The 26,199-nt window shown below is 63.4% G+C and carries 26 protein-coding genes and 1 tRNA gene; 11 read left to right on the forward strand and 16 right to left on the reverse strand.

All coding sequences use genetic code 11. The annotated features are described in order from the left end of the window. Positions 1-1,296, reverse strand: a 1,296-nt coding sequence (locus WCJ41_RS03300) for a DUF3300 domain-containing protein (protein ID WP_336904404.1), incomplete at its 3' end; no start/stop codon positions are given. Positions 1,297-1,541: 245 nt separating this feature from the next. Between WCJ41_RS03300 and WCJ41_RS03305 the strand changes: the two genes are divergently transcribed. Together WCJ41_RS03305 and WCJ41_RS03310 are read left to right on the forward strand one after the other, a co-directional pair. Further along, positions 1,542-2,810: an MFS transporter gene (locus WCJ41_RS03305; protein ID WP_336904405.1), complete on the forward strand. Its 1,269-nt coding sequence runs from the start codon at positions 1,542-1,544 to the stop codon at positions 2,808-2,810. 48 nt (positions 2,811-2,858) lie between these two features. Continuing rightward, the gene (locus WCJ41_RS03310) at positions 2,859-3,254 is read left to right on the forward strand and encodes an META domain-containing protein (RefSeq protein ID WP_336904406.1); all 396 of its coding nucleotides are present in this window, start codon (positions 2,859-2,861) and stop codon (positions 3,252-3,254) included. Positions 3,255-3,582: 328 nt separating this feature from the next. Here the strand turns inward: WCJ41_RS03310 and ilvD are convergent, their stop codons facing one another. From ilvD to cysQ, 6 genes are all read right to left on the reverse strand, one after another. Next, positions 3,583-5,307 carry a dihydroxy-acid dehydratase gene (ilvD, locus tag WCJ41_RS03315; protein ID WP_336904407.1) on the reverse strand — a complete coding sequence of 575 codons (1,725 nt, stop codon included), beginning with the start codon at positions 5,305-5,307 and terminating at the stop codon, positions 3,583-3,585. 277 nt (positions 5,308-5,584) lie between these two features. Next, positions 5,585-6,181 carry a bacteriochlorophyll 4-vinyl reductase gene (bchJ, locus tag WCJ41_RS03320; protein WP_336904408.1) on the reverse strand — a complete coding sequence of 199 codons (597 nt, stop codon included), beginning with the start codon at positions 6,179-6,181 and terminating at the stop codon, positions 5,585-5,587. Further along, a complete protein-coding gene (bchE, locus tag WCJ41_RS03325) occupies positions 6,178-7,773 on the reverse strand; it encodes a magnesium-protoporphyrin IX monomethyl ester anaerobic oxidative cyclase (RefSeq protein ID WP_336904409.1) in 1,596 nt (531 codons plus the stop codon). The genes bchJ and bchE overlap by 4 nt, the downstream gene beginning before the upstream one ends. 74 nt (positions 7,774-7,847) lie before the next feature. Beyond that, positions 7,848-8,660: a hypothetical protein gene (locus WCJ41_RS03330; protein ID WP_336904410.1), complete on the reverse strand. Its 813-nt coding sequence runs from the start codon at positions 8,658-8,660 to the stop codon at positions 7,848-7,850. Between the two features lie 135 nt (positions 8,661-8,795). Further along, positions 8,796-9,392 carry a DUF1134 domain-containing protein gene (locus tag WCJ41_RS03335; RefSeq protein WP_336904411.1) on the reverse strand — a complete coding sequence of 199 codons (597 nt, stop codon included), beginning with the start codon at positions 9,390-9,392 and terminating at the stop codon, positions 8,796-8,798. A gap of 122 nt (positions 9,393-9,514) precedes the next feature. Further along, the gene (gene cysQ, locus WCJ41_RS03340; protein ID WP_336904412.1) at positions 9,515-10,294 is read right to left on the reverse strand and encodes a 3'(2'),5'-bisphosphate nucleotidase CysQ; all 780 of its coding nucleotides are present in this window, start codon (positions 10,292-10,294) and stop codon (positions 9,515-9,517) included. A 127-nt stretch (positions 10,295-10,421) separates the two neighbouring features. On the opposite strand from cysQ, the gene WCJ41_RS03345 reads away from it, so the two are divergent. Then, positions 10,422-11,063 (forward strand): histidine phosphotransferase family protein, encoded by a 642-nt coding sequence (locus WCJ41_RS03345; RefSeq protein WP_336904413.1) that lies wholly within the window; start codon positions 10,422-10,424, stop codon positions 11,061-11,063. Between the two features lie 170 nt (positions 11,064-11,233). Here the strand turns inward: WCJ41_RS03345 and WCJ41_RS03350 are convergent, their stop codons facing one another. Continuing rightward, the gene (locus WCJ41_RS03350) at positions 11,234-11,944 is read right to left on the reverse strand and encodes a response regulator transcription factor (RefSeq protein ID WP_336904414.1); all 711 of its coding nucleotides are present in this window, start codon (positions 11,942-11,944) and stop codon (positions 11,234-11,236) included. 395 nt (positions 11,945-12,339) lie between these two features. Here WCJ41_RS03350 and WCJ41_RS03355 point away from each other — a divergent pair, with 395 nt between their 5' ends. Next, positions 12,340-12,714 carry a flagellar export protein FliJ gene (locus WCJ41_RS03355; protein ID WP_336904415.1) on the forward strand — a complete coding sequence of 125 codons (375 nt, stop codon included), beginning with the start codon at positions 12,340-12,342 and terminating at the stop codon, positions 12,712-12,714. A 122-nt stretch (positions 12,715-12,836) separates the two neighbouring features. Here WCJ41_RS03355 and WCJ41_RS03360 read toward each other — a convergent pair whose 3' ends face one another. The 5 genes from WCJ41_RS03360 to WCJ41_RS03380 all read right to left on the reverse strand — a co-directional run bounded on the left by WCJ41_RS03360 (position 12,837) and on the right by WCJ41_RS03380 (position 17,400). Continuing rightward, positions 12,837-13,553: a hypothetical protein gene (locus tag WCJ41_RS03360; protein WP_336904416.1), complete on the reverse strand. Its 717-nt coding sequence runs from the start codon at positions 13,551-13,553 to the stop codon at positions 12,837-12,839. A gap of 2 nt (positions 13,554-13,555) precedes the next feature. Further along, positions 13,556-14,497 carry an aminotransferase class IV gene (locus WCJ41_RS03365; RefSeq protein WP_336904417.1) on the reverse strand — a complete coding sequence of 314 codons (942 nt, stop codon included), beginning with the start codon at positions 14,495-14,497 and terminating at the stop codon, positions 13,556-13,558. A gap of 80 nt (positions 14,498-14,577) precedes the next feature. Beyond that, entirely contained in the window at positions 14,578-16,440 is a 1,863-nt protein-coding gene (locus WCJ41_RS03370) for a monovalent cation:proton antiporter-2 (CPA2) family protein (protein ID WP_336904418.1), read from the reverse strand. Next, positions 16,437-17,039, reverse strand: a complete 603-nt coding sequence (locus WCJ41_RS03375) for an NAD(P)H-dependent oxidoreductase (RefSeq protein WP_336904419.1) — start codon at positions 17,037-17,039, stop codon at positions 16,437-16,439. Before WCJ41_RS03375 ends, WCJ41_RS03370 begins: the two co-directional genes overlap by 4 nt. Positions 17,040-17,121: 82 nt before the next feature. Next, entirely contained in the window at positions 17,122-17,400 is a 279-nt protein-coding gene (locus WCJ41_RS03380; protein WP_336904420.1) for a DUF1153 domain-containing protein, read from the reverse strand. A 186-nt stretch (positions 17,401-17,586) separates the two neighbouring features. On the opposite strand from WCJ41_RS03380, the gene mnmA reads away from it, so the two are divergent. The 3 genes from mnmA to WCJ41_RS03395 all read left to right on the forward strand — a co-directional run bounded on the left by mnmA (position 17,587) and on the right by WCJ41_RS03395 (position 19,731). Next, positions 17,587-18,735: a tRNA 2-thiouridine(34) synthase MnmA gene (mnmA, locus tag WCJ41_RS03385; RefSeq protein WP_336904421.1), complete on the forward strand. Its 1,149-nt coding sequence runs from the start codon at positions 17,587-17,589 to the stop codon at positions 18,733-18,735. Between the two features lie 60 nt (positions 18,736-18,795). Then, positions 18,796-19,617, forward strand: coding sequence for a phosphatidylcholine/phosphatidylserine synthase (locus WCJ41_RS03390; protein WP_336904422.1), 822 nt, complete (start codon positions 18,796-18,798; stop codon positions 19,615-19,617). Between the two features lie 37 nt (positions 19,618-19,654). Next, a tRNA-Met gene (locus tag WCJ41_RS03395) sits at positions 19,655-19,731 on the forward strand. A gap of 123 nt (positions 19,732-19,854) precedes the next feature. On the opposite strand, the gene WCJ41_RS03400 is transcribed toward WCJ41_RS03395, so the two are convergent. Continuing rightward, entirely contained in the window at positions 19,855-20,310 is a 456-nt protein-coding gene (locus tag WCJ41_RS03400; protein ID WP_336904423.1) for a hypothetical protein, read from the reverse strand. A gap of 419 nt (positions 20,311-20,729) precedes the next feature. Here WCJ41_RS03400 and WCJ41_RS03405 point away from each other — a divergent pair, with 419 nt between their 5' ends. Beyond that, entirely contained in the window at positions 20,730-21,182 is a 453-nt protein-coding gene (locus tag WCJ41_RS03405; protein WP_336904424.1) for a hypothetical protein, read from the forward strand. Between the two features lie 78 nt (positions 21,183-21,260). Here WCJ41_RS03405 and modA read toward each other — a convergent pair whose 3' ends face one another. Then, positions 21,261-22,037 (reverse strand): molybdate ABC transporter substrate-binding protein, encoded by a 777-nt coding sequence (modA, locus tag WCJ41_RS03410; protein ID WP_336904425.1) that lies wholly within the window; start codon positions 22,035-22,037, stop codon positions 21,261-21,263. 328 nt (positions 22,038-22,365) lie between these two features. On the opposite strand from modA, the gene WCJ41_RS03415 reads away from it, so the two are divergent. Genes WCJ41_RS03415 through WCJ41_RS03425 form a run of 3 tightly spaced genes read left to right on the forward strand, consistent with a single transcriptional unit; the run spans position 22,366 to position 25,539 of the window. Then, on the forward strand, positions 22,366-23,253 hold the full coding sequence (locus WCJ41_RS03415; protein WP_336904426.1) for a dihydrodipicolinate synthase family protein: 888 nt from the start codon (positions 22,366-22,368) through the stop codon (positions 23,251-23,253). A 7-nt stretch (positions 23,254-23,260) separates the two neighbouring features. Next, a complete protein-coding gene (locus tag WCJ41_RS03420) occupies positions 23,261-24,493 on the forward strand; it encodes an FAD-binding oxidoreductase (RefSeq protein ID WP_336904427.1) in 1,233 nt (410 codons plus the stop codon). 14 nt (positions 24,494-24,507) lie between these two features. Next, positions 24,508-25,539: a proline racemase family protein gene (locus WCJ41_RS03425; RefSeq protein ID WP_336904428.1), complete on the forward strand. Its 1,032-nt coding sequence runs from the start codon at positions 24,508-24,510 to the stop codon at positions 25,537-25,539. 21 nt (positions 25,540-25,560) lie between these two features. Here WCJ41_RS03425 and WCJ41_RS03430 read toward each other — a convergent pair whose 3' ends face one another. Beyond that, positions 25,561-25,914, reverse strand: coding sequence for a hypothetical protein (locus WCJ41_RS03430; protein WP_336904429.1), 354 nt, complete (start codon positions 25,912-25,914; stop codon positions 25,561-25,563). Between the last annotated feature and the right edge of the window lie 285 nt (positions 25,915-26,199).

The raw sequence follows: 26,199 nt of genomic DNA on the forward strand, positions 1-26,199 counted from the left end.
CGGACGCGCCATCTTGTCGCCGATGTTGGCACCGCCATTGCCCGGCTTTGTCACGCTGCCGAGATTGCCGTTGCCCGGCTTGGTGATGTTGCCGAGGTTTCCGCCGTCACCGTTGCCGGGGCGGGCCATCTTGTCGGAGGGCTTGAAGCCCTGGGTGGGCTTCTTGTTGAGGCCCTCCATCGTGCTCTTGCGGATGTCCTTGGTCTGCATCCCGCCCTTGGCGGGCAGGGTGGCCGGGCGCTGGAGGTTGCCCTTGTTGTTGCTGCCGACTTTGTTGTTGCCCAGCTTGTTGCGATCGATGTTCGAGATGTCGTTCTTCTTGAACTCGTTGCGGATATTGGTGTTGCTGAGCTTGTTGAAGTCGTTCTTGTTGTAGTTGATCTTGCTGCGGTCGACATTGCGCCAGTCAACGTTGTTGACGTTGAGCTTGCCGTTGAAGTCGCTGCCGATGATGCACTTGTTGCAGTCGATGTTGATATCGTTGCCGCCACCGTGCCAGTAGTTGTTGTTGTGATTGTGGTTGTTGTTGTTGTTCCAGCCCCAGCCCCAGAATCCGTTGTCCCAGTCTACCGCGGCGGTCCAGATGGCGCCGGTCACGGCCCCTGCGAAGAAGGTGGCGCCGGGATTCCAGTAATAGGGGTAGGGCTGCGGGTAATAGCTTATTGGCTGATAGGCGTAGCTCGGCTCGTAGAGCATCTCCGGCTGGTACTGCGGCACGTAGATGGCTTCGCTGCTGGCCGGCTCGATGACGATGTTCTGGCGGCCCGTGTCGGCGTTGACCTCCTCCGTCACCTTCATCTTGTCGTCGGTCTTGATGACGCCGTTGGCGACGGCCTGCTCGCGCAGCTGCTGGATGGCGTTGAGGACGTCTTCCTGCTGGTTGACGATCGACTCGCCCAGGAGCTGGGTCCAGTCGAGGTCTTCGGCCATCATCTTGACGATCTCGGGATAGTTCAGCAGCGAGATGACGCTGCCATCCCAGGTCGCCTTGGGCTTGAGGTCCTTCTTGGTCTTGGAGTCGTCAAGGAAGCGCTCGGCCTCGACGATCTGCAGGGGGTAGAGCGAGGCAGCCGAGATCAGCGCCACGAGCTCATCAGGGTAAAGCGCGATGCGCGCCACGAGGATGTCCATCTCCTCGGGAGACAGCGGCTGGGGGGCCTCCTCGGCGGCCTGGGTGGCCTCGGGCGGCGTGGTTTCAGCGCGCAGCGGTGCGGGGGCAGAACCCAGCGCGATCACCGCAGCGGCGGAGAGCAGAAGCGGGCCCGTCATCAGGCGCTTCAGGAAAGTCTTGTCCATCTCTTCTCCCATTCAATTCGGGGGTGCTCGACCCACGGTCGCGGACCCTACGGCAAACGTCTTCACGTGTTCAAGTTGCAATATGCGGGCGCCCCGGTCGGATTTTCCCTTCCGCCGGCTGCCCGCGATTGTTACAATTTCCCACGTGGTGACATTTAGACGGCAGCTTAATGGCAGGCTGGCCCGGCAAATGCCTCCTGCGATACAATTCGCGGGATTTTCGGAGCGGAGGGAACGAGGCGGCAATGGCGGACAGCGCCACCCAAGGCTGGCTGAACCGGCGCACCCTGACGTGGGCCGGCTATGACGTGGCCAGTTCCGTCTATTTCGGCGTGGCGCCCGCCGTGCTGCTGCCGCTCTATTTCCGGAGCCTGATGGCGGACTTCGCCAACCCGACGGCCGCCTGGGGCGCACTTGCGGCAGGCGCGATCCTGGCCAGCGGCGTGGCCGCGCTAATCGCCGCCGCGCTCACGGCGCATATTTCGCGCCTCACGCTGCTCAGCGCCGCGACGGCAGGGATGGTCCTGTCCATTGCGGTCCTGGCCTGGCCGCCGCTCCCGTCGCTGGCCATGGCGGCTGCCGCCTTTGTGGCGGCCCAGAGCTTCTATTTTGCCGCCACCAGCGTTTATGAATCCTTCCTCCCCGATCTCCTGCCCCAGCGCTTCCTGCAGAAGCTCTCGGGCTTCGGCTGGGCCATCGGCTATCTCGGCGGGGCCTTTGCCATCGTCATTCTTCTGCAGCTGGTGGGCGGGCAGACCCAGACGCAGGCGCTGATGCAGGATTGCTTCACTGTCCTGGCGATCATCAGCGCGGCATTCTTCGTGATCGTGCTGATGCTGATGAAGCGGGCTGACTTCGGGTCGCTGGGCCCCGGCCCCGGCGCCCCGCAACTGTCAGGCGTGATTGCGGTGATCGGCCAGTGGCGGCGCCACCGCGGCCTTTACGTGCTGCTGGCGGGCACCATGCTGGTGCACCTCGCGGTCTCGGTGGTCGTCACCTTCACGGCACCTATCCTCGCCACGCGCTTCGGCCAGACTCTGCCGGACCTGCTCTGGCTGCTCCTTCTCTTGCACGTGCTCTCTGTGCCATCGACCATCGGCTGGAACATGCTGATGACCAGCTGGTCGCGCGTGGTGCCGATGACCATCCTGCTCTCGGCCTGGGGCTTCGTGCTGCTGCTCATGGCCTTTGGCTCCGGCCCGCTGATGCCGGTGGTGACGGTGACGGTGATCGGCTGCTGCGTGGGCGCCACGGCCTCGGCGCTGCGCGGTTTCCTGGCGGAGAGCGTGCCGCCGGGCAGTGCGCCGGCCTTCTTCGCGCTGGCCACGGTGGCGGGGCGCGTGGCGGCGGCACTCGGCCCGGCGCTGTTTGCGGTCATCACCATGCTGAAGGGGCAGGAGGCCGCGCTGATGGTGGTGGTGCTGCTGCTGTGCGCTGGTGCTGCGCTGGTGCTGGTGCACTTGGTGCGCTCTGAGGTGCCGCTGCAGCCCGCCCGCCTGAAGGCCGACGGCTAGACAGAACCGAGCTCGACTGAAACCACGGGGTTGCGTGGAGAGGATCACATGCGCCGCATCATCATCGTCATTTCGTGCTTGTTGCTTGGCCTCATGGCTGGTCCTGTGCTTGCGCACCCGGACAAGCTTGCTGGCGCTGACTGGGTGCTGGCCGGACAGACGGGCGAACGCGCACCTTACCTGCGCTTCGATGGCGGACGGGTGGGCGGGCTCAGCGGCTGCAACCGGTTCGGTGGGCGTTATGAAGCGGATGGCGACATGCTGGCCTTCTCGCCCATGATGGCGACGCGCATGGCCTGCCGGCCGGACATCATGAAGGCGGAACAGACCTTCATGGACATGCTGGCCAAGGTGAAGGCCATGGTGCTCGACAGTGACCGGCTGGAACTGCTGGATGGCGAGGGCAAGGTTCTTGCGACATTCGACAGGCGGGTGGCGCAGTAGGCGGCACTCCCCACGTCTTGCAGGCCATCATCGCCGGGCGTGACGACGTGGTGGGTGAACGCCGCATCTATAGGCAAAAATTCTCCTCGGTATCATTCCCAAGACTTGACTTTAATCCTATAACATGCTATATCGGTGGCTCGTGCCTGCTGCTGATTGACATTGTGAAGATTTTACAGAGGTTTCCGGCGCCGGAGGTTTGTCCTTCCACGGAGGCGACGGAAAGAAGATGCCCGGGTCAGGCCCGGGCATGATGTGTTTGTTCGTCACCGCCGGGTTTTGTTTGTTCATCGTCGCCGGGCGTGACCCGGCGATCCTTTCCCGCTTCTCACACGTCCGCGTAGCTGCTCGTTTCCACCGCACCACCGGGGTGGGTGACCGCACCATTCACGGCGGGGCCGACCTGCTGGGCGTATTTCCAGATGGCGCCTGAGTTGTAGCCGTGGGGGTGGGGCGCCCAGGTCTTGGCGCGCTCGGCGAATTCGGCCTCCGACACGTTGCAGGAGAGTGAGCCCTCCACCGCGTCGATGGTGATGATATCGCCGTCCTTCAGCAAACCGATGGGACCACCCAGTTGCGCCTCGGGGCCGACGTGCCCGATGCAGAAGCCGCGCGTGGCGCCGGAGAAGCGGCCATCGGTGATGAGCGCCACCTTGTCACCCATGCCCTGGCCATAGAGTGCAGCCGTGGTCGACAGCATCTCGCGCATGCCGGGGCCGCCGCGCGGGCCTTCGTAGCGGATGACCAGCACCTGGCCTTCCTTGTACTGCTTCTTGGAGACCGCCTCGAAGCAGGCCTCCTCATTGTCGAAGCAGCGGGCGGGGCCGGAGAAGGTGAGGGTCTTCATGCCAGCCACCTTCACGATGGCACCTTCGGGGGCGAGGTTGCCCTTTAAGCCCACCACGCCGCCCGTCACGGTGAAGGGGTTGTTGGCGGGGCGGATCACGTCCTGATGGGGGTTCCATTTCACCGCCTCCATGTTCTCGGCCATGGTGCGGCCCGTCACGGTGAGGCAGTCGCCATGCAGGAAGCCGTGCTCGAGCAGTGTCTTCATCAGGAGCGGAATGCCGCCCGCCTCGAACAGGTCCTTGGCCACATAGCGGCCGCCGGGCTTCAGGTCGGCGATGTAGGGCGTCTTCTTGAAGATCTCGGCGACGTCGAAGAGGTTGAACGCGATCCCCGCCTCATGGGCGATGGCGGGTAGATGAAGGGCAGCATTGGTGGAGCCGCCCGAGGCCGCGACGACGGTGGCTGCATTCTCCAGCGCCTTCCTCGTCACGATGTCGCGCGGGCGGATGTTCTTCGCGATCAGCTCCATCACCTTTTCACCTGCAGTGTAGCAGAAGGTGTCACGCACTTCGTAAGGGGCGGGCGCGCCGCAGGAGTAGGGGAGTGCGAGGCCGATGGCCTCGGCCACCGTGGCCATGGTGTTGGCGGTGAACTGGCCCCCGCAGGAACCGGCCGACGGGCAGGCGACCTGCTCGATCTCGGCCAGGTCCTCGTCCGACATGAGACCGGCGGAGTGCTTGCCCACCGCTTCGAACATGTCCTGAATGGTGACCTGCTGGCCGCGGAAGATGCCGGGCAGGATGGAGCCGCCGTAAATGAAGATCGACGGGCAGTTCAGGCGCACCATGGCCATCATCATGCCGGGCAGCGACTTGTCGCAACCGGCGAGGCCGACGAGCCCGTCATAGCAGTGGCCGCGCATGGTGAGTTCCACCGAGTCCGCGATCACCTCACGCGAGACGAGGGACGCCTTCATGCCCTGGTGGCCCATGGCGATGCCATCCGTGACCGTGATGGTGCAGAACTCGCGCGGTGTGCCGTGGGCGGAGGCCACACCCTTCTTCACCGCCTGCGCCTGGCGCATCAGCGCGATGTTGCAGGGGGCGGCCTCGTTCCAGCATGAGGCGACGCCGACGAAGGGCTGGCCGATCTGCTGGGCGGTCATGCCCATGGCATAATAATACGACCGATGCGGCGCGCGCGACGGACCGACGCTGACGTGGCGGCTGGGCAGTTTGGATTTGTCGAAGGTGGGCTTGTCCATTCTCGTTCCTCCCGAACGGGGGGATCATAGGGGAGTGGGGGAAGGCGGCAAGGTGGTAGAGTTGCGGAGGCGGATTACAAAGGTGTCAGGTGCGACTTGCCGCTCATGTCTTCTCCCGCTGTTTGAGCGGGAGAAGAAGGGACCCGTTGCGGCACGCAACGGGGAGATGAGGGGAGGCAGTTGACATGTTTTTCGGAGTTTGTGTCCCCTCACCTCCCCCGACTTCGTCGGGTCCCCTTCCTCTCCCGCCTTGCGGGAGAGGACGCTCGGATGCAGATCAGTACCTGATCTCGAACCTGCAGGCCTCGCTGCCTGTGGCGATGCAGTCCGTTTCGCGCACATTGGTGTCGGGATTGATCAGTTTACGGAACAACCGTTCGAATGTTGCCGAATAATAGCTGCAGCAGGGATCGCTGGCCTTGTCCCAGCGACACAGCGGGCAGTCCTCGAAGGTCAGCGTGATGGGGCGGCCCATTTTCCAGCTGAAGCGGCTGGTTCCCGCGAAGGTCCAGGCATGGGCGCCGATGGCTTTCAGCAGGATGAAGGCGGCGAGGCGGGCGGGCAGAACTTTGAGCAGGCGCTGCACGGGTTTGGGGATTCGGTTGGCCAGCAGATAATCTGCGGTGCGTTGCCCCGCGATCCACGAGACAGAGGCCGCGCGGCCTGCACCTAGGTCGCTGCGCAGGTGTCGGTGGAGGACAGTTACCTCTTCCTCCGGCACCATGGTTTCGGGGAGCGCGTGGACGTAGGTCTCAAGCTTGGCGGCGATGAAGAGTTTCTTCGTCACCGCCTTGCTTTCGAGTGCATCCAGCGCTTCCGCGAGGCGGATCACCGCGTTGGGGCCGATCCGGCCCGTATGGGCCGCATCGCTCATTGCATCGCGTCTTCCATCTGGTCCTTACCGCCGCCGCAGGCCATGGCTTCGGCGGCTTCCTGGCCCACCTGGCGATTGGACTTGCGGTTGTGAGTAGTCTGCCACTCCACCTTGCTCATGTCGGCGCGGGTACGGGTGCGGTCGAACTGGAAGTCGACGGCGTCCTTCTTGCCCCAGTAATTGACGCGGCCGAGGTCATAGAACTTGCGCTCGAAGCCCGACTTGAGGAAGGCCTTGAGGCAGCCCAGCAGATAGCGGCGGCGCTCGCCGGAACCGGCCCAGGGGTAAGAGAACAGCGCCTTCTTCATGTAGAAGCGGCGGTAGTTATGCATCACGCGGTCCAAGAGCTCGGCGCGGTCCATGGCATCGGGCTTCATGATCGGCGTGACGAAATTATACTTGTCGTAGTCGAAGACCTCGACCTTGTCCCCTAAATCGCGGAACAGGTCCGAGAAGGGCCAGGGCGTGAACATCGACCAGTTGGCAAGGTCCGGCTTCCAGTCCTGCGCCATGCGGTAAGTCTCTTCCAGCGTCTCGCGCGTTTCGTTCTCGAGGCCCACGATGAACTGGGCCTCGACCACGATGCCCGCATTGCGCAGCAGCTCGATGGCCTTCTTGTTCTGCGCGACGGTGGTCTCCTTGTTGAAGCGGTCGAGCTGCAATTGCGCGGCGGCCTCGGTGCCGAGCGAGACGTGGATGAGGCCGGCCTTGCGGTAGAGCGGCAGCAGGGCTTCATCGCGCAGGATGTCAGTCACGCGGGTGTTGATGCCCCACAGGATCCTGAGGTCGCGCCTGATCAGCTCTTCGCAGAAGGCGACGAACTTCTTCTTGTTGATGGTGGGCTCCTCGTCGGCGAGGATGAAGAAGCCCACGTCATGCTCGCGCATCAGCGTTTCGATCTCGTCCACCACCTTCTTGGGGTCGCGGATGCGATAGTCACGCCAGAACTTCCACTGCGAGCAGAAGGAGCAGGTGAAGGGACAGCCGCGCGCCATGTTGGGAATGGCCACGCGCTTGCCCATGGGGATGTAGATGTATTTGTCCCACTGCAGCACCGACCAGTCCGGGCTGATGCCGTCCAAGTCCTTCACAGTTGGTGCGGCGGGTGTGGCGATGACGTCGGTGCCATCACGATAGGCGATGCCGCGGATGTCTTTCCGGCATTCGGGCCAGCGCTTCTCGTCGATGGCGCGGACGAGATTGACGATGATCTCCTCGCCTTCACCGCGCACGATGGCGTCGATCCACGGCGCTTCGCCCAGCACCTGATTGTACATGAAGGTGGCGTGGATGCCGCCCAGCACGGTGACGGCGTTCGGATGTTCTTGCTTGGCGATCTCCAGCAGGCGCTCGGCCTTGTAAATGGACGGCGTGATGGCGGTGCAACCGATGATGTCCGGCTTTTCACTCCGCAGGATGTCGCGGATCTGGTCCTCGGAGAGGTCATTCGTCATGGCATCGACGAAGCGGAGGTCGGGGTAGCCCGCCTTCTTGAGGGCACCCGCCAGATAGGCCACCCAGGCAGGCGGCCAGTTGCCCGCGATTTCAGCGCCGCCGGAGTGATAATTCGGGTGAAGCAGAAGAATGCGCATGGTGGGCCTCCCTGTGTCAGCTGTCAGGGAGGCTATACGTCAGTTCAAACTGACACTTTGATCAGGATCAAGCTTCAGGAGGCGGAACCGAGGCTCTTCTTCAGGTCCCGGATGCGGTTGGTCAGCGACATGACGCCCGCGTCAGCTTCCTCTTCGGCGATATTGGCCTCGGCGAGGCGCTGCTTCCATTCGGCATCCAGCTTTTCGAGGTCGCGGGTGAGGTCCTCGGCCTGGCGTTCGGCCTCGGCCATCCGTTCGGCGACCGCCGGGTCCATGTCCGGCGGCGGGGGCGGCGGGGCGTGGATGATGAAATCATCGGCCGGCGGGGCCTTGGCCAGTTCGTTCAGCCGGTTGATACGCTCGCGCAGGCGGGCTTCGGCCTCGTCCTCCGGCGGCGGCTGGTGGTGTGCCGTGGCTGGGGCGGGCTTGGCTGTCTGGTGCGGCTGGCGGAGGCGCGCGAGGGCATCTTCCCCGGCGGCGAGGTCGCGGCGGAGATCATGCTCGTTGGTGCGCGACTGGGCCAGGGAATATTCAAGCTCGGTGATGCGCTCGGCCAGGCGGCGGTTTTCAGCACCGCGGCTGGTTTCCAGCGCCTCAAGTTCGTGAAGGCGATTGCGGTGGCGGCTGACCTCGGCCATCTGCTCAACCATCTGCGTCTTGGTGGCTTCGAGGCGGGCGCCAAGGCGCTGCGAGAGCATGGCATATTCGGCGCGCAGCCGGTCACGCTCGGTCTGCAGGCCGACCAGCGAGGAGGGCACCTGGCGCTGCATGCGGCGCGCGCCGACCTTGATGCCGGCAGTCCACAAGCCCCGCGCCATGAACAGCGCGATGAGCGTTGCCAGGGAGAACCCCAGCACGATCAGCAATATCGTCTCGGTCTGAGACATCAGGCCTCCGCAACTCGCCCTACAGTAGCCAATCGCCGGGGCGATTGCCAGCCTGCGGCACTGAGAGCCCTCTCATCCGGGAATCGTGACGGGACGATGGCTGGCCCCTTCGAGGGGCCGCCAGCCGACGTGGCGTCAGAAGGGGTTCCAGGTCGGCTTGCCGGAATATTTCAGGTAGCCGACATTGGCGCCAAGGCGGGCGCCGACGCCGGTGCGGATGGGGGCCAGCACGATGTCGCCCTGCTGCTGGTAGTTCACGCCCACGCCGCCGATGAAATAGGCCGAGCCCTCGACGCCGCCGAAGCGGGTGTAGAGATCTGCCGGGCTGTGGGAATTATAGACCAGCACGAGGCTGCGCGAGCCGTTGCCACCGAAATCGAAGCCGACCGACGGGCCCTGCCAGTAGATGCGCTGCTTCTGGCCGGTCTTGTAGTAGACGGTGCCCTCGCCATAGCGCAGGCCGCCGACGAAGGAGCCGGCCAGTTCCTCGCCCACGATATAGGCGGTGGGCTGGCCCTGCTTCTCGAACACGGTCTCGACGGCGCGCGCGAAATCGCGCGAGGCCTTGCCAAAGAAGCCGTGGCCTGCGGCAACGATTTCATCCGGTGTGAAGGTGTCGCTCGAGGTGGCCTGGGCCTTGGACACGGAGCCCGTGGTCTGGGCCAGGGCGGGAAGCGGTGCGGCGGCGAGCAGGCCGAGCGCCAGCGAAACGAACATCGACTTCTTGAGCATGGGACTCCTCACGCAATTGACGTTGGGACGCTGACAGCAGCTCATGGCGAGCCTGTGGCAGCACCCCTCATGGCGCGAAGAGTAACAGCGGGGACTTGCGCGTTGGTTAACGCTTCCTCAAATCACGCGCTGGCGATGAAACCGGGATTGTCATAGCCCCGCGCGCGCTTGCCATAGGTGAGCACCGGGCCCTCGACGGTGACGACCTTGCCGCCCGCCGCCAGCAGCACGGCATGGCCCGCCGCCGTGTCCCACTCCATGGTGCGGCCAAAACGCGGGTAGAGATCGGCTTCAGCGGCAGCGATGAGGCAGAACTTCAGGGACGAGCCTGCCGAGCACAGCGACTTGACCTTGACCGTCTTGAGGAAGTCCTCGGTGGCCTGGTCACGGTGCGAGCGCGAGGCGACCACGGTGGCGCCGTCGGCAGGCTGGGGCCGGACATGCAGCGGGTGCCAGGCGGCGACGGCATCGCCATCGACCTTGCCGTGGGCGGCGCCGATGCCCTTCTCGCCCCAGAAGATGCGCTTCAGGGCCGGTGCATAGACCACGCCCACCACCGGCACGCCATGCTCGACGAGGGCAATGTTGACGGTGAACTCGCCGTTCTTGGAGATGAACTCCTTGGTGCCGTCGAGCGGGTCGACGAGGAAGAACTTCGCGGACACCTCCGGGATACGGCCCGCCGAGGCGGCCTCCTCGGAGATCACCGGGATCGAACCGTCGATGCGGGACAGGCCCGTCAGGATAATCCTCTCGGCGGCCTCGTCAGCCTCGGTCACCGGTGTCAGGTCGCCCTTTTCCTTGGCGGAGAAATCGGTGGCGTAGATGGCCATGATCTCGGTTCCGGCACGGATCGACAGATCGACGAGGGACTGCAGCAGGGACGAGGGGACGGGATTCATCTGGACGGGCACTCCGGCGCGAATTGCGGGGGTTTCATGGTCGCGAAAACCCCCTCCGTCAATGCGGAAATATTTAGGTCTGGGTGGTACAACAGTCACACGAATCACTCGCCCCCAAGGAACACCCATGTCCGACGCCGACGCTTTCAACGCGAAGCTTTCCGACCTCGACCTCGCTGCCCTGCTGTGCAGCCGCGTCTGCCATGACGTGATCTCGCCGGTGGGCGCCATCGCCAACGGTCTCGAGCTCATCGACGACCCGGAAATGGATGAGGAAACCAAGGTCACCGCGCTCGACATGGTGCGTTCTTCCGCCAAGACGGCGGCGGCGAAGCTGAAATTCTGCCGCATCGCCTTTGGCGCTGCGGGTTCGGCCGGTGCGCTCATCGACATGGGCGAGGCGGGCGAGATCGCCAAGGCCTTCGTCGGCGACGAGAAGGTGAAGCTCGAGTGGAACGCGCCGCGCGAGAACCGCCCGAAACAGCAGGTGAAGCTCGTCCTCAACATGATGCTGATGGCCATGGCGGGCATCCCGCGCGGTGGCCTCGTCACCATCACCGTCGAGGGTGACACCTTCACGGCGCGCGCTGCGGGTGACCGCGCCAAGGTGCCGGAACAGATTTCAGGCGTGCTGGCAGGAACCACCGAACTGACCGCCCTCGATGCGCGCCTTGTGCAGCCCTACTACGCCAAGCAGCTGGCGCGCTCCGCCGGGCTGACCCTCACCATGGACATGGACGAGGCGGACGTGGTGGTGAAGGCGGCCTGACCGTTACCGCTCTGCAAATCGTATTGACGTCATCATCGCCGGGCTTGTCCCGGCGATCCTCTTTGGTCGCCAGAAAGAAGATGCCCGGGTCGAGCCCGGGCATGATGAACATCGAGCCAAACAAAAACGCCGCCCAGTGGGCGGCCTTTTCTGGTCAACACGTGTGTAACTTATGCGCTTTCGCGGATGTCTTCGCCCATCGCGGGGGCGTTCTCGCGCAGCACGTAGCCGCGGCCCCAGACGGTTTCGATGAAGTTCTTGCCGCCTGCAGCGCTCGCCAGCTTCTTGCGCAGCTTGCAGATGAAGACGTCGATGATCTTGAGCTCGGGCTCGTCCATGCCGCCGTAAAGGTGGTTTAGGAACATTTCCTTCGTCAGCGTGGTGCCCTTGCGGAGCGAGAGCAGCTCCAGCATCTGGTATTCCTTGCCGGTGAGATGGACGCGGGCGCCACCCACTTCGACGGTCTTGGTGTCGAGGTTGACGCAGAGGTCGCCGGTGATGATCACCGACTGGGCGTGGCCCTTGGAGCGGCGGACCACCGCGTGGATGCGGGCGACCAGCTCATCCTTGTGGAAGGGCTTGGTCATGTAGTCGTCGGCGCCAAACCCTAGGCCCCGGACCTTGTCCTCGATGCCGGCGAGGCCGGAGAGGATGAGGATGGGCGTGTTGACCTTCGCCACACGCAACGTCTTCAGTACTTCGTAGCCCGACATGTCCGGCAGGTTCAGGTCGAGCAGGATGATGTCGTAATCATAGAGCTTGCCGAGGTCGACGCCTTCTTCGCCCAGGTCGGTGGTGTAGACGTTGAAACCTTCAGACTTGAGCATCAGTTCGATGCTCTGGGCCGTCGCGGTATCATCCTCGATCAGCAATACCCTCATCTCGAATCCCCTATGGTCCCTAGCCCCGTTCTGGAGCCTTCCGGTTTGCGCGGCCGACCGGGCCTTGGCGCACAACTAACCGTTAACGATGACGCCTAAGATATGTCGGGAAAGGTTAACAAACCCTAATCTCACAGCAGAATCCTGTTGACTTGTTAACCGAGATGTAGGGGCCGATTCCACTTGACCGCTACATCTAGATGCCAACCGCGGCGCAACGGCGCCAAAACCCCTGTGGTCCGGCACGACTGGCCGGTAACCGCCCCTTAAGCTTACCGGGCCATCATGTGAACTGCACGACTGCCGGAATCTCTTGCGTAGTTGATTCGGCGAATCGTGGGAAGGGGCCTTGAAGGCGCCTCCGAAAGTGTTGTGAGTAGAGTAAAGGGTCCAATATGCGTTCACGCGAAACGCTCCTTCGGTTGCACCGTTTCCGCACCGATGAAAAGCGGCGCCAGGTTGCCGACATCGAGTATATGATCCAGGACTTCACCCGGAAGTTCGATGACCTCGATGCCCAGGTGAAATTCGAGGAAGGCCGCACCGGCGTCTCCGACCCCAGCCATTTCAATTATTCGCTGTCGGCGAAATCGGCCCGTGCGCGGCGCGACAACTTGCTGCGCTCCATCGGCGAGCTGAAGGGCCAGATGAACGAAGCGCAGATGGTCCTGGCCCACGAGGAACAGGAACTGCGCCGCGCCGAGATGCTGGCCGAGAAGGAAGCCATGGGCTTCGCTGCCGTGCCGTTGCAGGTCGCCGCGATGCGGTGACGCTTCGTACAAGTCTGTATTGCCATCATCGCCGGGCTTGTCCCGGCGATCTTTCTTTGTGCGGCACTGAAAGGATGCCCGGGACAAGCCCGGGCATGATGACTGGTGGGGGGGGTAGCGCCTTACAGCTTGTACTGCTTCAACCGCTCATAATAGGGCCGCGCCTCATCGGCGATCTTTTGCAGGTGCGCAGGGAGTGGCGGGGGCTGAGGTGGCGGCGCGCCGAAGCCTGTCGAGGCCCAGACGGCATTGTACCAGTGCGATGCCCAGACGCCATCGAAGGGCTTGGGGCCTGAGGGCCATGAGAGCATATGATCATCGAAGGGAATGCCGCAGGCTTCGCAGAGGCGGGTGAGGGTGCCGCGCGGGTCGCTGAGAATGTCATCGGTGTCGACCACCGGCGGAGCCTTGCCAGTGTGCTGGGTCACCATGTCGAAGATCTCCGCCTGCTCGACGAAGCCGATGTCGCGGAGCGTCACGTCCGACCATTTCTTGGTGTAGCTCGCCAGCACGCGCTCCGGCGCGCGGATGAGGAAGGCGTTGGTGAGGCCGGTGATCCAGACGCGGTCCCAGCCCTTCAGCATGTGGTGCGTCATGTGCTTCTGGTAGAAGACGGGCCTGGGTGCGGAGCCCGTGCACTTGGCCACGAGGCTGTTCCAGTCGGAGTCATCCGCCGCGATGATGTCCTCGCGCATCGGATGGTCGTTGCCATGGTGGATGAGCGAGAAAGCATAGAAGGGCTCGTCCCAAGCCACGCAATCGGGCCGGTTGCCGAAGGAATACATCATGGCGGTCGAGATGTTGCGCGGCCCCGACCACATGGCGATGTTGGTGCTCATGGTCAGATGCTCCTCCGCGCGTCCTTCACGCAGAGCTCCTTGTAGGCAGCCGACAGGCGGCGCGAGATGGGGCCGGCACCCGACCACTCCTCATTCGACAGGGGATTGCGCACCGGGCGGCCGTCGATGATCCGTACCGGGATCAATCCGGCGAAGGTGCCGGTGACGAAGGCTTCATCCGCGCCATAGACATCGTAAAGCGAGAAGGGCTTCTCGAACACCGGGATGCCGAGGTCCTTCGCCAGCCTGATCATGTTGCCGCGCGTGATGCCGGGGATGCAGTATTGACCGGTCGATGTCCACAGCTCGCCCCGGCGCACGATGAAGAAATGCGTGGAGTTGCAGGTGGCGACGAAGCCGTGCGGATCGAGCATCAATGCTTCATCTGCTCCGGCATTGGCCGCCTGGATGCAGGCGGTGATGCAGTTGAGCTTGGAATGCGAATTGAGCTTCTGGTCCTGCACGTCCGGATAGCCGCGGCGCACATTCACCGTGTGGAGCGACAGGCCCTTCTCGGACTTTTCCGGATTGGGCGTCTTGTATTCGGGGATGATGACGATGGTGGGCTTGCCGATCGTCACGCGCGGGTCCTGGTAGGGCGTGGCCTTGACGCCGCGGGTGACCATGAGGCGGATGTGGACGCCGTCTTCCATCTTGTTGGCATCAAGACACTCGAACAGGCGCTTCACCAGATCGTCGGGTGCAAGGCCGATGTCCATGAAGATGGCCTTGGCCCCTTCATAGAGCCGCTCGATGTGCTCGCGCAGGAAGGGCACGCCACCCTTCACCATGCGGAGCCCCTCCCACACGCCATCACCCAGGATGAAGCCTGAGTCGAAGACCGACACCATGGCTTGCGCGCGCGGCGTGAGCGTGCCGTTGACGGAGATCAGTATGTTGAGGTTGCGGGGGTCGATCTCGACGTCGTGGATGTTGTCGGCCATGGAGCGGCTTTCTTGGTGCGAATGTGATGGGGCTTTTAGCGCGGGGAGGCGAGAGATGCATCCCCCAGAAATTCATGCCGTCATGACTCAGACCGCGTCGCGTCCGGGGCTTCCCAGCCATGATCTTGGGTGAGCGGCGCGCCGCCGAGGTCGGTGGCCAGGACGCGCTCGATCTCGTCGCTGCCCTGGCGGGCAAGGTCAATCAGGTGCTGGGTGTCGTCCACGTGCTTCGCGGCGCGGCGGATGAGCCGTTCGTCTTGGTTCTTGAAGCGCATGGCGGCGCGACGCGCCTCGAAGGGGTGGAGGCCGAGGCGCACCAGCAGGTCCTCGCCCATGTCTACGGATGAGGCGAAGACCTCGCGGTGAACGTCCTCCACGCCGGCATTGATGAGGCGATAGGCGTGCACGCGATCGAAGGCGCGGGCGAGGATGCGGAGCTTCGGGAAATGGCGGCGCGCCGTTTCGACGATCTCCAACGCCTTCTCGCGGTCGTCGATGGCGATGACGAGGGCCTGGGCTTGCGCCGCGCCCGCCGCTTCGAGCAGGTCGGGGCGCGAGGCGTCGCCGTAATAGACCTTGTAGCCGAACTTCCTGAGCGCATCGATCTGCTCGGCATCATGGTCGAGCACCACGGCGCGGATGCCGCTGGCCTGCAGCAGGCGGCCCACCGTCATGCCATAGCGGCCGTGGCCGGCAATGATGACGCGGGTGCCTGTTTCATCAATATGATCGTCCGCGCGCGCTTCGCCGGCGTTGGCAAAGCGCGGCTGGATGATGCCGGCGTCGAAGATCATCAGCAGTGGTGCCGCCGCCATGGAGAGCGCGACGACCGCGACCAGCAGCCCCGCCTGCGACGGATCGAGAAGTGCGAGCCCCGCCGCAAGCGAGATCAGCACGAAGGCGAATTCGCCGCCTTGCGCCAGCGCGAAGGAGAAGCGCGAGGCATCCGGCGTGCTCATGCCGAAGAGGCGGCCCAGCAGGAAGAGCACGGCGAGCTTGACGAGGATGAAGCCGATGACGAGGCCAAGCACCATGAGAGGCTGGCCGAACAGCAGAGAAAAATCGATGCCCGCGCCGACGGCGATGAAGAACACCGCCAGCAGCAGGCCCTTGAATGGCTCGAGGTCCATTTCGAGCTCGTGGCGGTATTCGCTTTCGGCCAGCACCACACCCGCGAGAAAGGTGCCGAGAGCCGCCGAGAGACCGACCAGCTGCATGAGGAGTGCGATGCCCACCACCATCACCAGCGCGAGTCCGACGAAGACCTCGCGCATGCCGGTGCTGGCGACGAGTCGGAACAGCGGGCGCGTGAGGAACCGCCCCGCCAGCACCACCACGGCAACGGCCGCGAGCACGGCGATGGTCTGGGCCCAGCCCGGCAGGTCGCCGATGAGCGAGGTGTCATGCGTGTCATGCGCCTGCGCGGCGGCGAGCAGCGGCAGCAAGGCGAGGATGGGGATGACCGCAATATCCTGGAACAGCAGCACCGAGAAGCAGGACTGCCCTGCGGTTGTCTTGAGAATGCCGCGCTCATTCAGGCTCTGCAGCACGATGGCCGTTGATGACATGGCGAGGATCAGCCCGGTGGCAAGCGCTGCCTTCCAGCCGAAGCCGAAGGCAAGCGCACCGCCGCCCACGGCCAGCGCGGTGACGACAACCTGAAGACCGCCCAGCCCGATGATGGGGCGGCGCAGCTCCCACAGCTTCGACGGCTGCAGTTCGAGGCCGACGAGGAACAGCATGACCACGACGCCGAATTCGGCGAAGTGCATGACATGTGCTCCTTCCTCGCCGATGAGCCCCAGCGCGGCGGGACCGATGATCATGCCGGCAACCAGGTAGCCGAGCACAGATCCGAGGCCGAGGCGCGTTGCCACGGGTGCGGCAACGACGGCTGCCGCGAGGTAGATGAAGGCGCCGAGCAACAGGGCTTCAGGGTTCATCGGTGGATGCCATCGGCAAAGGCGGGCGGCAGCGTGAAGCCGGGCGCCAGCCGCGACAGCGGGTCGATGGTACCGTCACGCAAGCCAACGATCAGGTCTCGGTAACCTTCAGCGGCGGCGGAGAGCTGGGCCGCTTCCATGCGGCGGCCGGAAAAGATGACGAAGGGCTGAAGCCAGGCCATGGAGCAGAGCCAGGCCGTCTGGTTGAAGGGCGCGAGGAGCTCGGTGATCTCGAAGCGGTTGCGGCCTTGCGTGTGGTAGGCCTGTTCAGGGCCGCCGGTGGAGATCGCCGACATCAGGAAGCGCCCCGCAAGCCTGGTGCCTCCCGGGCCATAGGCCCAGCCGTTTTCCAGCACCAGGTCCTGCCACTCCTTGATGATGGCGGGCGAGGAATACCAGTAGAGGGGATGCTGCAGCACGATCACGTCATGGTGCAGCAGGCGCTGCTGTTCGCGCGCCACGTCGATGTCGAGGCCGGGGTATTCGGCGTAAAGGTCGACGAGGGTGACGTCATCCAGCCCTTCGATGGCGCGCAGCATGGCGCGTTGCACGACGGAGGCGGACAGGCGCGGGTGGGCATGGAGGACCAGGATCTTCATCCCGGCAATCTGCCACATTGGCGCACAATGGAAAGGGGCCGGAGATCAACTCCTGCCCCGTCACTCAACTTTTTGCAGAGACTTAGCTCGCCCGGTAGTCCTGGATGCGGGTTGTCCGCAGGCCAGCGAGCCCGTGGCGGTCGATCGACCGCTGCCAACTCAGGTACTCTTCCACGGTCAAGACGTAGCGGTCGCACGCCTCTTCCAAACTCAACAGACCACCCCGGACAGCCGCAACCACCTCCGCCTTGCGGCGGATCACCCAGCGCTGATTGCCAGGCGGCGGCAGATCGGCAACCGTCAACGGGCTGCCATCGGGGCCGATGACGTAGTTTACTCGGGAACGCAACTGACCGTGCATGAAAGACTCAACCAACTCGATACGCACCTACTCACTGGCCCTAAGCCTAGGCGCGCCCTCTTAAAAATCGCCTAAGTAGTTCTGAAGATTTCCCAAACGCCGGGAGTCCCGGGTCCCATTTCGCTACAACCGGGCATTCGGAATCCGTTTACTTTCGGGGCGCGATCGCCCATCTAACAGGCAATCATGATCGGACAGTCCCTCATCGATGGCGTGCGCGCGACGGTTGGCCTTGCTGGCGACCCGGCTGGCATCCGCGTGGTCTGCGCCATGTCGGGGGGTGTCGATTCCACCGTGACGGCGGCGCTGCTGAAGCAGGCGGGCTTCGACGTCGTGGGCATCACGCTGCAGCTTTACGACCATGGGGAAGCGGTGCGACGCAAGGGTGCCTGCTGCGCGGGCCAGGACATCCATGATGCGCGGCGCGCGGCCTCCGCCATCGGAATTCCGCATTATGTGCTCGACTTCGAATCCCGCTTCAAGGAAGCGGTGATCGATGACTTCGTGGAAAGCTATCTCGGCGGCGAGACGCCGATCCCCTGTGTCACCTGCAACCAGACGGTCAAGTTCGCCGATCTCCTCGCACGCTCGCAGGAGCTCGACGCCGCCGTGCTGGCCACGGGACATTATGTGGAGAGCCGGGCGCGCGGCGATGGCACAAGCCGCCGCGACATGTTCACGCCTGCCGACCTCTCCCGCGACCAGAGCTATTTCCTGTTTGCGACGACTCAGCCGCAGATCGACTACCTGCGCTTTCCGCTGGGCACGCTGACCAAGGCGGAGACGCGCGCCATCGCAGCGGAGCTTGGCCTCGAAGTGGCGGACAAGCCGGACAGCCAGGACATCTGCTTCGTGCCGGACGGCGATTATGCAGCGCTCATCCGCAAGCTGCGCCCAGAGGGCGTGGCGCCGGGCGACATCGTTGACCTGGACGGCCGCGTGCTGGGGCAGCACGAGGGCATCATTCATTATACCATCGGGCAGCGCCGGGGCCTTGGCATCGGTGGCACAGAGCCGCTCTATGTGGTGCGGATCGACGCCAAGGCGCGTCGCGTGATCGTCGGCCCGCGCGAGGCGCTGCGGCAGGAGGACATCCGCGTCAACGGCCTCAACTGGCTGGGCGCGCCGCTCGAGGCCACGCCGCGTGCCGTCTACGCCAAGATCCGCTCGGCGCGGCCGCCGGTGCCTGCCGACATCCGGCTCGAGGGCGACGCACCCGTCGTGACCGTCCGTGGCGGCGAATATGGCGTGTCGCCCGGGCAGGCCTGCGTGCTCTATGCAGGCGAGGGGCCGGGACAGCGCGTGCTGGGCGGCGGTTTCATCGGCCGGGCCTAGACGTTTGCCACCGGCTTCCGGCTTTCCTATAGTCGAAGTCCACATGGGAGAATCCGCGCCTTGGCCAAGATCAACCTGCACCCCAACCTCGACCGCGAGGTAAAGAAGGGTGTCGCGTGGGCGGTCCATGCCTTCACCACCTGCGGCATCGTTCTTGGTTTCCTGGCGCTGGTGTCGGTGCTGAAGAACGACGCGGTGGCGGCCTTCATGTGGCTGGGCCTCGCACTGTTCGTCGACGGGGTGGACGGCACGCTGGCCAGGAAAGCGCGCGTGCTCGAATACACGCCCAATGTCGACGGCCGGACGCTGGACAACGTCATCGACTTCTTCACCTATGTCGCCGTGCCGGCACTCATGGTCTACTGGTTCGACATGACGTCGGTGGATTTCATCTTCTCCGGCCAGACCTGGAGCCTGATCTCGGCGGCCGCCATCATGGCGGTGTCGTGCTACACCTTCGCCAATACCGGCATGAAGTCGGACGACTATTACTTCGTCGGCTTCCCGGCGCTGTGGAACGTGGTGGTGCTCTATTTCTTCGTGCTGCAGACGGGGCCGCTCACCAACCTCATCACCATCGCCTTCCTCTGCGTGCTGACCTTCATCCCCGTCAAGTTCGTGCACCCCCTGCGCGTCACGCACTGGCGCGAGATCACTGTGCCGATGACGGTGCTGTGGGCGGCCATGTCGCTGTCGCTCATCATCCAGGCCAAGGACCGGGCGAACTGGGGCAAGGTCGAAACCGTCCAGCTCTGGGTTTGGGTGGCTGCAAGTGTCTATTTCCTGTTCATTTCGATCTATCGCACCTTCATCCAGAAGGACCGGGACCACGACCACGATCATGATCACGACCATGATCAGGAGGGCGAACACGCGGCTTGACTTCAAACCCGCCGCCGCCCTATATCCGCGCCACTTCGGCGGGGTAGCTCAGTTGGTTAGAGCACGGGAATCATAATCCTGGGGTCGGGGGTTCGAGTCCCTCTCCCGCTACCACGTTTCTGGAACCGCCTGGCCCCTGGTCAGGCGGTTCTTTCATGTCCGGAGCCGGGCCCCAAAAAGGGTACGCGCCGCTGGGGCGGCGCGCATTGCAGTCCCGTCGTAGGAATGGGGGTGCCGTCAGCAGGCTGCCGGGCGGCGCGGGGCGGTGAGGTACTGGGCCGCGAAGAAAAGGGCGCAGACCGGGGCGAGCATGCAGAAATAAGCAGGGATCAGAGTGGTGGCATTGGCCGCCACGTCCGGATGGCGCGGCAGCAGCGTGGCGATGACCGGGCCAACCACCATCATGGCGATGAGAACGGCAGTGGTGCCGAGCAGTGGCAGGACCGCCCGATGGGGAAGTTCGGCGGATACCCGTCGCAGCCCGGCACTCCACCGCGAGGCAACGAGGCAGGCCAGAGCGTAGACCAGCGTTGTCACCAGCAGTCCGCCATTGCTGATGCCTTGGGGCAGCACCAGCATGGAGGCGATTTTGAAGTAGGGAAGGTGGGCAATGTAGCGCAGCACCAGCATGTAGAGCGCGTCACCGCTCAGGGAGGGGGAGGGCAGGCGACTGGCCGCCTGGGGCCAGGTCACTAGACTGGGCGAATTGGACGCGAACGACATACTGGTAAACCCCGCCGTGCAGCCAATCGTTGATTTTTCGTCTGCACGCGAGGAATGATAGGCACCGCTTTCACAGCGCGGCAAGGGGCCGGGGTTGCCATTTCAAGACAGGGTTAAGGGCGGTTTATGCAATCTGGGATGAATGAGTCATGTGTTTGGCGCATGAATATGGTTAGAAACGGTTTCTGTTACTCAGTTTTCGCATATCGAAATATGGCAGATCTACCAGTGGGTGCAACAACCTGCCGCATAAGATCTTTAATTATCTGGCCGGCGCTGTATTGAATACTATGGTAATACTGCTAGGTATGATTACCAAGCGCGACCGAACGTAAACCCCGCGCCCGGCCACACCACCCGCGTGTGAACGTTTTTGGAGGATGTTGAGTATGACCGCCGCCAAACGTCGTGTTCTTCGCATGCTGTGCAAGGCCCTGCTTCTCATCAGCCTGCCGCTCGCCGGTTTCGTTTGGGCGCTTTCCGAGGACTCGACCATGATGGTCGCCGCCGGGTTGCTCACCGCGCTGAGCCTGGCCGTTGGCTTTGGTGCCGAATATCTCGCATCGTCGACTGAAAACGATCTTCAGGAACTTGGCGATCGCATCTCGATGGAAACCCAGCGCCGCGCCGACGCACTGGAAGAGCGTGACGAAAAGCTCCGCTCGTTCGACCGCATGGTCGCGCTGCTCACCGAACAGAACCATGACCTGCGCGCCAAGCTCATTTCCATTCAGGTGAGCCTGCAGCGCCAGCGCCAGGAACTGCTGCAGGCCGTCGGGCAGGCTGTTGCTCTGGAAGATGCCGCCGAGGCGAGCCCCACCTATTCGGTTCGCGCGCACTGATCATTCAGCCACGCGCTGCGCTTCCATCAATTCTGAACCCGCAGGCCCCTTCGGTCCTGCGGGTTTTTCTTTGGGCGATCACTGCCCCGAAAGAATGACGAAGCCGTGCGCCTTGAAGATGCCCAGTGCTGCAGGTGTTTGCAGGAACGCCAGGAACTCCGCAGCATCGGCATTCTTCGAGGCTGCAACCAAGGCAGCGGGATAGATGATCTTCGGATGCGTATCCTCCGGGAAGGTGCCGAGCACCTTGACCTTCTTCTCCGCGCTGGCGTCGGTCTGGTAGACGATGCCGGCCGGGGCCTCTGCGGTGGCCACGAGTTTCAGCGCGGCGCGCACATTCTCAGCCTGGGCGAGGCTGCCCTCGACTTGTGGCCATACGCCCAGCTTCTCCAGCGCGGCCTTGGCATATTTGCCGGCCGGCACCGCCTTCACATCGCCCACCGCCAGTTTGCCGCCGTTGAGGACGCCTGCGAGGTCGAAGCCGGGGGCGATCACGATCTCGGCTTTTGAATCCGCTGGCGCCACGAGCACCAGCGTGTTGCCGAGCAGGTTCACTTGGCTGCCCTCGGCGATCAGCTTCTTGTCCGACAGGTATTTCATCCAATCGAGGTCGGCGGAGATGAACACGTCAGCGGGGGCGCCACCCTCGATCTGCTTGGCGAGGGCGGAACTCGCGGCATAGGAAATGGTGGTCTCCTTGCCGGCGGCAGCTGTCCACGCTGCGCTGGCCTCATCCAGCGCGTTCTTGAGGCTGGCGGCGGCGAAGACGGCCACCTTTTCTGCAGCGATGGCCGGCGCGGGCAGAAGCACCGCTGCGGCAAGGAGGGCGGTGGCAAAAGTCCTGCGATTGATCATGTGTTGTATTTCCCGACTCGTTATATCCAATCGAATATAACGTGACTTCGTGGGCGTCAAGCCTCAGGCGTGGGCTGTAACGGGCGCAGATGGTGTCTCGATCATCTCCTCATGCTTATCCGTCCGCCCGCGGCCCAGTCCGGCAATTCAGCTGGCCGCCGGGCAAAGTGGCAGGAGGCCGTGCTGCTGGGACTCACAAATGCCGGCCCGGTCTGCCGAGCAGTGTTTGGCCGCCTTCTTCACAACCCTGCCATGGGCCGAATGCGCCGCCCTTGACTTTGTCGGCAGATAGTCGACAGACACGCAAGATGATCCTTGGAGTTTGGTGATGAAGAAGAAGCTTTCGGGTGTGATGCCCGCCCTTGTGACGCCCTTCGATGCGAAGGGGGAGATCGACTTCAAGGCCTTTGAACAGCTTCTCGTCATGCTGCGCGGCGCGGGCGTCACCGGCTGGGTGCCGTGTGGCTCCACCGGCGAATACAGCTTCATGTCGGATGATGAGCGCGACGCGGTGCTGACGTTCGTGAAGAACTTCGCCAAGCCGGGCGAGACGCTGATTGCCGGCACCAATGCGCCGCACACAAAGGGCGTCATCGCCAACACCAGTCGGGCCAAGGACATCGGTTACGATACCGTGCTGCTGGCCGTGCCGTTCTACACCAAGCCATCGCAGGCCGAGATGATCAACCATTTCACGGCGGTGCTGGACGCGGTGGACGTCAACATCGTGCTCTACAGCTATCCCGGCAAGGATGGCGTGGAGATCGGCTTCGAGGTGCTCGATGCGCTGGCCGACCACCCGCGCGTCATCGGCATCAAGGAAAGCTCAGGAATACTGCAGCGGGCAATCGAGATCTTCAATCGCTATGAGGGACGGCTGCAACTCGTTTCCGGATCGGATGATGCAGCACTCGACTTCATGTTCTGGGGTGCGGACAGCTGGATCTGCGGGCCTGCCAACTGCATGGCCAAGGCCTGCTGCGACCTCGACCGCACCTTCCGCGCGGGCGACATGAAGACGGCGCGCGCGCAGATGGCGACGCTGTTTACCGCGATGAGCATCCTCGAATCCGGCAAGTTCGTGCAGAAGGTGAAGTACGGCTGCGAGCTGCAGGGCATTCCCGTCGGCGAAAGCCGAATGCCGCTGGGCCCGCTGACGGCGGAGGAAAAGGCCGCCTTCCGCGCCGCCATGGAACCGATCATCAACTGGAAGTGACCTCCGCATGACCACTGCCGTCATCGGCGCCGGCATCATCGGAACGACGCTCGCCTATGCGCTGCAGAAGCGCGGGCGCGACGTGGTGCTGATCGAGCGGGACGCGCCCGGCAAGGGTGCCTCCTACGGCAACATGGCCTCGATCGCCGTGACCGAGTTCATGCCGGCATCGCGGCCCTCGATCTGGAAGCAGATTCCGGGCTGGATGCTGGACCCGGAAGGCCCGGTCCGCGTGCGCCCCGCCTACATGCCGAAGCTCACGCCGTGGTTCCTGCGTTTCATCGCGGCATCACGCCCGTCGAGGCTGCGTGAGCTGGAGGCGCAGGGAGCAGCGCTGTGCCAACGCGTGCATGAGGACCTGCTGCCGCTGCTGAAGGAGACTGGCCTTGAAGGCGATATCTCGGAACAGGGCTGCCTTTCTCTGTATACGGACGAAGCGGAGTTCAAGGCGGATCGCGAGCATATCGAGATCCTCCAGCGCTTCGGCTTTCCGCATGAGGTGATCGGACGGCAGGCCATCAAGGCGCTGGAGCCGGAGCTATCTGACAAGATCGGGCTTGCCGTGCTGTTTCCGCAGAACCAGTCTATGAAGAACCCTTACCAGCTGGTGGTGAAGCTCGCCGAGCGGTTCACCGCGTTGGGCGGACAGATCGAGCAGGGCGAAGTCGTCGGCTTCGAGCGCGGCGAAGGCATGCGTGCGGTGCTGCTGAAGGATGGCCGCCGCATTCAAGCAGACGAGGTGGTCATCGCGGCGGGCGTCCATTCCGCGAAGCTGGCCAAAATGCTGGGTGAGCCGATCCCGCTCGAATCCGAGCGCGGCTATCATACGCAGATCATGAAGCCCGGCATCACGATGAAGCATTCGATCATCTGGCCGGCGCGCGGCTTCATGGTGACGCCGACGGCAGGCGGCATTCGCGTCGGCGGCACGGTGGAGATGGCGGGCATTGACGCAGCGCCCGACTATCGCCGATCGAAGGTGACGGTGAAGCGTGCGATGGAAGCACTGCCAAACCTCACATGCGAGGATTTCACCGAGTGGATGGGCCATCGGCCCGCATTCCCCGACACGGTGCCTGTGATGTCCGCTTCGGCGAAGACCAAGGGCTTGTTCTATGCGACAGGCCACGGCCATCTCGGCCTCACCTATGCCGCGACCAATGCGCGGCTGATGGCTGATCTCATCACGGGTGCGAAGCCGCCCATCGACATGAAGCCCTATCGCGTCGATCGCTTCTGAAGGAGTTCCCGCCCATGTGGAAGAACAGCCTCGAACTCCTTCTGGTGCATGCCCAGGGCGAGATCGGCAAGGTGATCGTCGGCGGTGCGCCAGAGATTCCGGGTGCCACCATCCTCGACAAGATGAACCACATCAACAACGTGGATGATTCACTCCGCCGCTTCGTGACCTTCGAGCCGCGCGCCCATGTGGCGATGACGGTGAACCTGTTGCTGCCGCCGACCAGACCCGATGCGGATGCCGCATTCATCGTGCTGCAGGCGGACAAGGCGCACCCGATGTCGGGCTCCAACTGCATCTGCGTGGTGACGGCGCTGCTCGAGTCCGGCCGCGTGACGATGGTGGAGCCGGAGACAGTGGTGAAGCTCGACACGGCAGCGGGCTTTATCACTGCGCGGGCACATTGCAAGGATGGTCGCTGCCTGTCGGTGAGCCTCGACAATGTGCCGGCCTTCGTGCTGCAGCTTGATCAGCCGGTGAAAACGCACAAGTGGGGAATGATCCGCGCTGACATCGCCTTCGGCGGCGTATTCTATGCGCTTGTTGACGTGCAGCAGATCGGGCTTTCGATTGTCCCCGACAACGCCCGCACGTTGGCCGAAGCCGGAATCGAGATCAAGGCGCTTCTGAAAGAACAGGTGAGGGTGGCGCACCCCGAGATCGAAGGTCTCGACGAGATCGCCTATGTCATGTTCCGCGACGACGATCCTGATGGCGCGGTGATTACCTGCACGACGTTGAAGCCTGGCCGAGTCGACCGCAGCCCTTGCGGCACAGGTTCATCTGCCAACCTTGCGGTGCTGCATGCCAGAGGATTGGTGAAAGTCGGTGACAGTCGAATCTCACGCTCGATCATCGGAGGCACCTTCAGGGCCGAGGCCATCGGCGAGGCGGCTGTCGGCAATTTCAAGGCCGTGCTGCCGCGCATCACCGGCGAGGCCTGGGTCTATGGCCGTGAGGAACTGCGCATCGATGCGGAAGACCCTTTCATGAAGGGCTTTGCCTTGTCGGATACATGGGGCCCGCAGGTGGGCGAACTCGGCTAGGATATCGAAACAGAGCGGGCCTCAGGCCCGCTTTGCAGTGACGAGCTTCTGGGCTTCGTTGGACATCTTCGCGTAGGTGCGGCGCGCCGTTGTGGTCAGCATCACCTGCTTGGCGCGGCCATCACGCGGGTCGGGCGTGCACTTGATCCAGCCGGCCTTCACAAGCTCCGCCAGGCGGGAATAGACGGTGGGTGCGGTGCCAAAACCCGGACCCTTCACGACGTCGGAAACATTCAGCGTGCGATGTTCTGCTTCTGCCTCGCCAATGAAACTCAGGATCGCGCGGGCGGAAATGTCGAGCTCATCCAGACCCGATGTTGCCTCAATGGCGCGTACCACGCGGTTGATGCGGAAGATCAGCTGGTTCTTGTCCACGGTAATGTGTTCGCTCCAAATCTTGTACCAGACCAAAAGTTGTAAAAAAGTTCGTGTGTCCGGTTCCGTTTGCATTATACCAGTTGTTTGCTTCGACACAACATAGATAAGGATTCTTTGGCGGAAACTTGTCTTAGGTATTCGTCCAGAGTGACTTGACATGCTCATGCGGCTCAAGCATCGGGCAATAAGGATAAAACCTTGGGGTGTGACTGCTGTTGCACGCCAGCTTGTCGTGGGGAGAGGTGTCGCCTATGACATCCGACAGCGGATCAGCGACAGAAT

Origin of the sequence: Aestuariivirga sp. (assembly GCF_037139295.1) — a bacterium.
Classification (GTDB): Bacteria; Pseudomonadota; Alphaproteobacteria; order Rhizobiales; family Aestuariivirgaceae; genus Aestuariivirga.